Source organism: Simiaoa sp. (assembly GCF_051972595.1).
GTDB classification, from domain to species: domain Bacteria; phylum Bacillota; class Clostridia; order Lachnospirales; family Lachnospiraceae; genus Acetatifactor; species Acetatifactor hominis.
Window position 1 is genome coordinate 132798 of record NZ_JBOKRY010000004.1, and the last position, 7697, is coordinate 140494.

The window sequence follows — 7697 nt, forward strand, 5'->3', positions numbered from 1 at the left end:
CAAAGGAGGAGTTACAATGAAACAACAGTTGGAACCGTTGTTTACGCCGTGGAAGATCGGTAACTGCGAGATTAAGAACCGCATTGTTCTGACATCCATGGGTGGCACAAACCTGTTGGGATGGATGGAAGTGAACCATTTTGACAAGGATGGTGCGAAGTTTATTCTGGAGGTAGCGAAAAATAACTGCGGTCTGGTGCTTCCGGGATGTCAGCCGGTATACAATCCCATGTACGGACAGTGGCTGTATAAGAAGAAAAAAATGTATGAGGATCTGGCAAAGTGGATGCCGGAATTTCACAAGACGGGAGCAAAGCTGTTCGTCCAGCTGACGGCAGGTTTCGGCAGATCGTTTACCATCAGTGAAATGATGGAGACCCTGTACACCAATAAGGCATTGCGGGTACTGGCGAAACCTTTTATGGATCTGGACAAGATTACAGCCGCACCCAGCCCGTCTCCGAACCGCTGGTCAGATAAAGTTCCTTCCCGGGAGATGACCGTGGAGGAGATTCAGGAGTTCATCACTGCATTCGGCAAGACTGCAAAATTATTAAAGGATGCCGGTGTGGATGGGGTGGAGATTCATGCGGTACATGAAGGCTATCTGCTGGATCAGTTTACTTTAAAATATGTGAATCAGCGAACCGATGAATATGGTGGATCTTTTGAAAACAGATATCGTTTTGCTGTAGAGATCGTAAAAGAGATCAAGAAAGTCTGCGGACAGGATTTCCCTGTATCTCTCCGCTACAGTGTGGAATCCAAGACCAAGGGGTTCCGTGAGGGAGCACTTCCCGGAGAAAGCTTCACAGAAGCAGGCCGTGATATGGCAGAATCCGAAAAAGCAGCGAAGTATCTGCAGGATGCCGGTTACGATATGTTAAACTGCGATAACGGTACTTATGATGCCTGGTACTGGGCACATCCCCCTATCTATATGCCGGAAAACTGCAATCTGGAGGATGTGGCGCATATCCGCAAATTCGTGGATATCCCTGTGGTATGCGCCGGACGTATGGATCCGGAGACGGCTGCGGCTGCTATTGCAGACGGAAGAATCGACGGTGCCGGATTCGCCAGACAGTTCCTGGCAGACCAGGAATGGGTGACCAAGCTGATGAATGATAAGGAGGACGATATCCGTCCCTGCATTTTGTGTCATAACGGCTGCTTCAACATGTGTCATTATAAGGGAGTTCCCAATGATCAGGCATTATCTGATTCCCTGCATCTGGCACGCTGTGCGGTAAATGCCGAGACCATGCAATGGGAGAAGCACAAGATCGTCCCGACCACCAGCCCGAAGAAGGTACATATTATCGGTGGCGGTATCGGCGGCATGGAGGCTGCCAGAGTACTGAAGCTGCGGGGACACGAGCCAGTGATTCACGAGCAGACAGATCACCTGGGCGGAACCTTTATTGCTGCCAGTGCGGAAAGCTACAAGGGAAAACTGCGGGATCTTCTGACCTGGTATCGGAAGCAGATGGCAGATCTGAAAATTGAGATTCATTACAATGAAAAAGTGGAGAGTATCGCCCCGTTTGCCGGTGCTCCCGTGATCATCGCTACCGGAGCAGTGCCCAGAGTACTGAAAAAAGTGCCCGGTCATGAGAAGATGGTTGAGGCATGCGAATACCTTACCGGTACTCCCGTAGGAGAAAAGGTTGCCGTCATCGGCGGCGGACTCACCGGCTGTGAGATTGCTTATGAACTGGCGCTGCAGGGCAAACAGCCTGTAATCGTAGAGATGAAAAACGATCTCATCGCCCAGACCGGAGTATGCCTGGCCAACAGCTCCTATCTGAGAGAGTGGTTCGCCTGGAAGAAAGTGCCCGTATATCTGGAAACTACGCTGCAGGAAGTAAAGGATGACAGCATCGTATGCAAGGATGCTTCCGGAAAAGAGATCACAATTCCCTGTGACAGTGTGATCAGCTCCGCAGGATACATTCCCAATCCACTGGTACCGAAGGGCAGCAATGTAAACCTCGTAGGTGACTGTGACGGTGTAGGCAATCTGCGAAGTGTCGTATGGCGCGCTTATGAAGTTGCCATGAAGATTTAAAGGGAGGGAAATCAATGAACTTAACAAAAGAACAACAGGAAATATATGATGGAAAACAGGGAGCGACCCTGGCGAAGGTCATGCAGACGCTGGTGCGCTACGGCGAGCTGTTCGGTGCGGACGGTATGGTGCCTGTGACCAGTAAATACAACCATCTGGTAACCTCTTTCGGATTGAAAGCACTGGCGCCGGTGTATGAACTGATGAATCAGCTGATCGAATCCGGCAATGTATCCAAACAGAAATTTTCCGCCGATCCGAGACCACTGGATCCCAATGTGCCCAGTTCTTTTTTACAGGATTTTGTGTTCAAGAATTTCATGTACTCCAAGCAGGATGATTACGAGAAACAGCTGACACAGCTGGGTATCATGGAAAAGGATGCTTACACCTGCACCTGTTACATGGATGAAGTGGGAAATATCCCGGCCATGGGAGAGGTGCTGTCCTGGTCTGAGTCTTCCGCAGTGGTTTATGCCAACTCCGTATTGGGGGCAAGATGCAATCGTAACTCCGGTATCATTGACCTCATGGGCTCGGTAGTAGGCTATGTGCCCCGTTTTGGTCTGTTAACGGATGAAGGCAGAAAAGCCACCTGGATCGTTAAGATCGAGACCACGAAAAAGCCGGAAGCACAGCTGCTTGGATCTGCCATCGGTATGAAAGTGATGGCGGATGTTCCCTATATCGTAGGACTGGGCAAGTGGCTGGGCGGTGAACTGGATGATGCAGCAAAGACCTATCTGAAAGACTTCGGCGCAGCGACTGCGTCCAACGGTGCGGTAGGTCTGTACCATGTGGAAAATATCACTCCGGAGGCTGTAAAATACGGAAAAGATCTGATTGCGGAGGATGCAAAAGTCTACGTGGTAGATGATGCGGAACTTCAGAGGGTCTATGAGAGCTATCCGGTGATCTGGAAAAAGAAGGATGCCAAGCCGAAGCTGTGTTTCATGGGATGTCCCCATATGAGTTTACAGCAGCTCATCGACTGGACGGAAAAAGTCTCTCAGAGCCTGAAAGAAGCCGGTAGAGCCAGAGTGTGTATTCCTACCGTATTCACAGCGGCACCTGCGGTACTGAAAAAGTTTCAGGAGACCCCTTATGCGGAGACATTAAAAGCAACGGGAGTCATTACTTCCTATATCTGCCCGTTAATGTACATGAATAATCCTCTCAGCGAGAAGATGCCGGTCATTACTTCCAGCAACAAGCTGCGTACCTATACCAGCGCAAGATATTATACCGATGCTGAGATCTTAGAGCAGATTACGAAGGGAGGAGCGGACAAATGAAAGAATTTAAAGGAAGAATCGTAGCCTCCGGAACTGTAACAGCCAAGGCACTGGTATCTCACGGGGGTCTGAACACACTGGCATCTTTCCAGAAGGCATTACAGTTCGGCGATAAAAAAGCAACCTGCGGAGATCAGAATAATCCCGACCTCTATGGTAAACAGATGGCGGGCAAAGCCCTGTGCCTGCCGACGACCATAGGATCTACCACCGGCGGACTGGTACTTTACTGTGCCTGCTCCATGAACAGGCAGCCGGCATGCATGCTGTTTTCCGAACCTATTGATTCCCTGGCAGCAGCCGGAGCTATTTTGGCAGATGTGTGGCTTGACAATGTGCAGATGCCTGTTATTGACAGCCTGGGGGAAGAGTTCCTGGAATATGTGAAGGATGACATGAATATTACCGTAAAAGAAGACGGTACGGTAGTAGTGGAATAGTTCAAATAGCTTTAAGAACAGCTTTCGAAGGAAACTTCGGAAGCTGTTTATTATTTTATGAAAAAACTTTATGGAAAAAATTTATTTTTCTGCAACCGAAAATACGATATGCTTATCTAATGTATGTGAACACAAAATACCTTGCAAGGCATCCGGCCGGATGAAGAACGGGAGGAACCATGGAGAAACTGGTGAAAAAAGCGAAAAAAGGAGACGCGGAAGCATTCATTGCTCTGATGGAACAGAACAGGCAGAGCATGATACGGATCGCGTTCGCTTATCTGGGGAACGAAGAGGATGTTGCCGATGCCATGCAGGAGACCATACTTTCAGCTTTTGAAAAGCTGGATACCTTACGAAGAGCCGAATATTTCAGAACCTGGCTGATTCGTATTCTGATCAACCAATGTATTACAATGATACGGCACAGGAGTCGGACGGTTCCCATGAACGAGGCGGAGGAAGCTTCACAGTTCTATGATTTCAGTACAGATCTGGAATTCAATGATCTATTGAAAATTCTGCCGGAGGACAGCCGGCTGATCTTCCAGATGTATTATGGGGAACAGTTTTCCATAGGAGAGATCGCACAGCTGCTCCATATGAAAGAAAATACGGTGAAGAGTAAAATTCACCGGGGCAGAGAACATCTGAGATCGCAGATGGGTGTAGGAAAGGAGAATAGCCATGACAAACAGTCCGTTGATTGACAGAAAAATAGAGGAAGCATACGGAATTATCAGAGAAAGATCGGAAAAGAAAAAAAGACAGAGTCGAAAAAGAAAGTTTGTGCAGACGGGGGCTGCTGCGGCAGCGATTGTTGTAGCTATTGGATTCTGTGCGGCAAATCCGGTCTTGGCAAAAGAACTGCCTTTGATCGGCAGCGTGATAGAACGGGTACAGGAGCTGCTGGGGTTCCAGGAGATTCCGACAGAAGAAATTGTAACGCTGGTACCAACAGGGCAAGGAAAATACAATGCCGGGGAGAGAGAAGAGGCTGGGGACAACAATACCGGAGCCACTGGGATCCAGAGTACGGAAACCAGTGTGGAAGCTACAGAACCGGCGCAGTATCAGGTATCGGATCAAGGCTACACCATTACCTTGACGGATTATTATGCCACAAACCAGGCAATTTTCCTGGGGGTAAAAATGGAGAGCGAAGAGGGATTCCCGGAGATGTCAGCGGACAGCGACGGAAAAAGTCAGATCATGATCGCAACGCTGGAGGAGTATTCCTTCCGAAGCGGCGATCCGGTACACGGGGGCAGGGCGCTTGTGGGGCAACTTGTGGATAAACATACTTTTCTGGGACTGATCCGTATCGATTACAAATCGATCCAGACAGGGGATCAGGGATACTATGAACAGATTCCGGAAGACATGACACTGCAACTGGAAATCCCGTATTTTTTCCTATATCCGAAGGGGGCTTCTAAGGAGACAGTACGCGGAAGTTGGAAATTCCCGGAGTTTTCCATTGCGCAGAGCGATAAGGAAATGCAGGTCATAGAGATAGGCGAAACGAATGCAGCGGGCTTCGGGCTGGACAGAATCGAAGTCTCTCCGGTGGAGCTTACGGTATATGACATTTTCCCGGAAGATCATCTTGTTGTGACCGTAGTGTTGGATAAAGATGGAAGAAAACTGACATACGCAGGAAACAATACCAACGAGCTGGCGGTCAGCGGATACGATATATCCGAGATCACAGTGTACCTCTATGATTATGATGAATACATGGAGATCAAGGGGCTGGCACTGGGAGAAAATTCGACAGCATTCCGGGAAATACTTGAGAAAAATGCTCTTTATGAAAAAAAGATTTCGATAGAAACAGACAAATCGTAGTATATCTGCTGTGGCAGCCGCAATGACAGCTGAAGTGGGAACAAAAACGGCTTTCGGAGATCTCCCGGAAGCCGCTTGTTGATGGATTTCAAAATCGCTGATAATGCACCGCACATATTATTTGGTCAGTTCAGCAACGACCTGATTGATGACCTTGCCGTCAGCCTTGCCCTTCAGTTCGCCCATAACAGCCTTCATGATCTGTCCCTTATTTTTCGTAGCCAGAACCTCTGCGAATTTCTCTTCCAGAATTGACTTGACTTCCTCAGCGGAGAGCATCTTGGGAGCAAATTCGCTCATGATCTCATAGCGTTTTTTATATTCTTCCAGCAGCTCGGTACGGTCTGCGGGGCAGGTGTCAATCTGCTCCTTCACGGATTTGATCTCTTTTAAGATGGCTTCGTTGGCCATCTCATCGGGAATGTTGTCACGGCAGCCGTTGTCGATTCCTTTTTTCTTTACAGCGGATACCAGTGCGGAGATGGCATCCTTTCTGAATTTATCCTTTGCCTTCATGGCAGCGATCATAGCGTCCTGTAATTCTTTTAATTTCATAGTGGTCTCCTCTCTGGAACAAAATCTCCAAATGCTTTCTGTGTTTTATTATACTCTCATAGATGAAAACTGAAAAGAAGAAAATGTGAATGCCTGTCAGCTTATATCCGGCTTGTTTACACAGATATTACATGTTGTTTACCTGCCCAGGATAGTGTTGCTGCAACAGTTTTGGTAACATATAATGCGCCTTGGAGAAAAAAGTAACTGCGAAACAGGATGTAGAGTATCCTGGCACGAATTTGCAGGCGGATGGTACAATGAACACGAAATAAGATGTATATAAAGACACGGTAATCAACACATGATGGAAGGAAAGAAGTAGAAAAATGACATATAGTGAAATCAGAAAAAATGAAGAAGTACTGACATTTATTAAAAAAGGAAATGCAAATCTGGGAGCCATGGGATTCACCGATCATTCGGAGGCGCATTCGGGACTGGTGGCAGAGCGGGCAGCAGAGATTCTGAAAAAATTTGGGTATCCGGAAAAAGATATTGAACTTGTGAAGATCGCCGGATTCATGCACGATATCGGAAATGCGGTGAACCGTAGCCATCATGCAGAGTACGGGGCGCTGCTTGCAAATGACATTCTGAAGAAGACAGATCTGCCCCTGGAGGACCGGGTGCAGATCGTGTCCGCTATCGGACTGCATGACGAATCTACCGGCGGTGCTACCGATCCCATCTCCGCGGCGCTGATCATTGCAGATAAGACCGATGTCCGCAGGAGCAGAGTCCGGGAGAAGAATAAGGCAACCTTCGATAAACACGACCGCGTCAATTATGCGGTTACGGATACGAAGCTTAAGATCAATGTGGAGAAGAGAGTGATTTCACTGAATCTGCAGATTGATCCGAAGATCTGCAGCATGTATGAGTATTTTGAGATATTCCTTGGACGTATGATGATGTGTAAGCGCGCAGCGGAAGTGTTGGAGGCATCCTTTAAGCTGACCGTGAACGGATCCAAGGTGTTGTAAATTGAGAGTTAGCGAAGAAAATTGTATCTAATCCCCGTAGCCCTTGGCAGGGTATAAGAAACGCGGCACTGCTTATTCTTATACCCTGCCGGGGCTACTGATTTCTTGAAAACCTTCATGGGTCTATAGAAGATAAATTTCCCTGTAGGTACTTTTGGGGACAGGTAAAAAACAAAAACTAAACAATATGGGTCTATAGCTAAAAAATTGCCTGCCAGATACTCAATTTCTTCAAAATGAGTACCTCAGAGCCGGTTTTTTCCCTATAGACCCATATTCATCTTTTTATGCGTTATTTGTAGCAATTTTAGTATCTCACAACTCATTTTTTCTGTATAGACCCAAAATACAGGACACCCACGACGAACATTTTAGAATATAGAGTTCCCTTGTTATACCTTCCGGTTTTCACATTTTGGGTATCAGCAGCAAAATAAGCTTCCCATGTGGGATTGATAATCATTTAATTTTACATAATTAGATGTCAGTAGAAAGTTTT

7 protein-coding genes are annotated in these 7697 nt (G+C 47.3%); 6 read left to right on the forward strand and 1 reads right to left on the reverse strand.

Annotation, left to right across the window (positions count from 1 at the left end):
- Positions 1-16 precede the first annotated feature (16 nt).
- The 5 genes from ACTRDR_RS02765 (at position 17) to ACTRDR_RS02785 (ending at position 5657) form a co-directional block, all read left to right on the forward strand.
- Complete coding sequence (locus ACTRDR_RS02765) at positions 17-2071, forward strand: oxidoreductase (RefSeq protein ID WP_440526071.1); 2055 nt, start codon at positions 17-19, stop codon at positions 2069-2071.
- 14 nt (positions 2072-2085) lie between these two features.
- Positions 2086-3366, forward strand: a complete 1281-nt coding sequence (locus ACTRDR_RS02770; RefSeq protein ID WP_440526072.1) for an aconitase X — start codon at positions 2086-2088, stop codon at positions 3364-3366.
- Entirely contained in the window at positions 3363-3806 is a 444-nt protein-coding gene (locus ACTRDR_RS02775; RefSeq protein ID WP_022154650.1) for an aconitase X swivel domain-containing protein, read from the forward strand. The genes ACTRDR_RS02770 and ACTRDR_RS02775 overlap by 4 nt, the downstream gene beginning before the upstream one ends.
- 179 nt (positions 3807-3985) lie before the next feature.
- The gene (locus ACTRDR_RS02780) at positions 3986-4516 is read left to right on the forward strand and encodes an RNA polymerase sigma factor (protein ID WP_440526073.1); all 531 of its coding nucleotides are present in this window, start codon (positions 3986-3988) and stop codon (positions 4514-4516) included.
- Complete coding sequence (locus tag ACTRDR_RS02785) at positions 4494-5657, forward strand: DUF4179 domain-containing protein (protein ID WP_440526074.1); 1164 nt, start codon at positions 4494-4496, stop codon at positions 5655-5657. The genes ACTRDR_RS02780 and ACTRDR_RS02785 overlap by 23 nt, the downstream gene beginning before the upstream one ends.
- A 117-nt stretch (positions 5658-5774) precedes the next feature.
- Here ACTRDR_RS02785 and ACTRDR_RS02790 read toward each other — a convergent pair whose 3' ends face one another.
- Positions 5775-6212, reverse strand: a complete 438-nt coding sequence (locus tag ACTRDR_RS02790; RefSeq protein WP_148447136.1) for a GatB/YqeY domain-containing protein — start codon at positions 6210-6212, stop codon at positions 5775-5777.
- A 329-nt stretch (positions 6213-6541) separates the two neighbouring features.
- On the opposite strand from ACTRDR_RS02790, the gene ACTRDR_RS02795 reads away from it, so the two are divergent.
- Complete coding sequence (locus ACTRDR_RS02795; protein WP_440526075.1) at positions 6542-7198, forward strand: HD domain-containing protein; 657 nt, start codon at positions 6542-6544, stop codon at positions 7196-7198.
- Positions 7199-7697 lie beyond the last annotated feature (499 nt).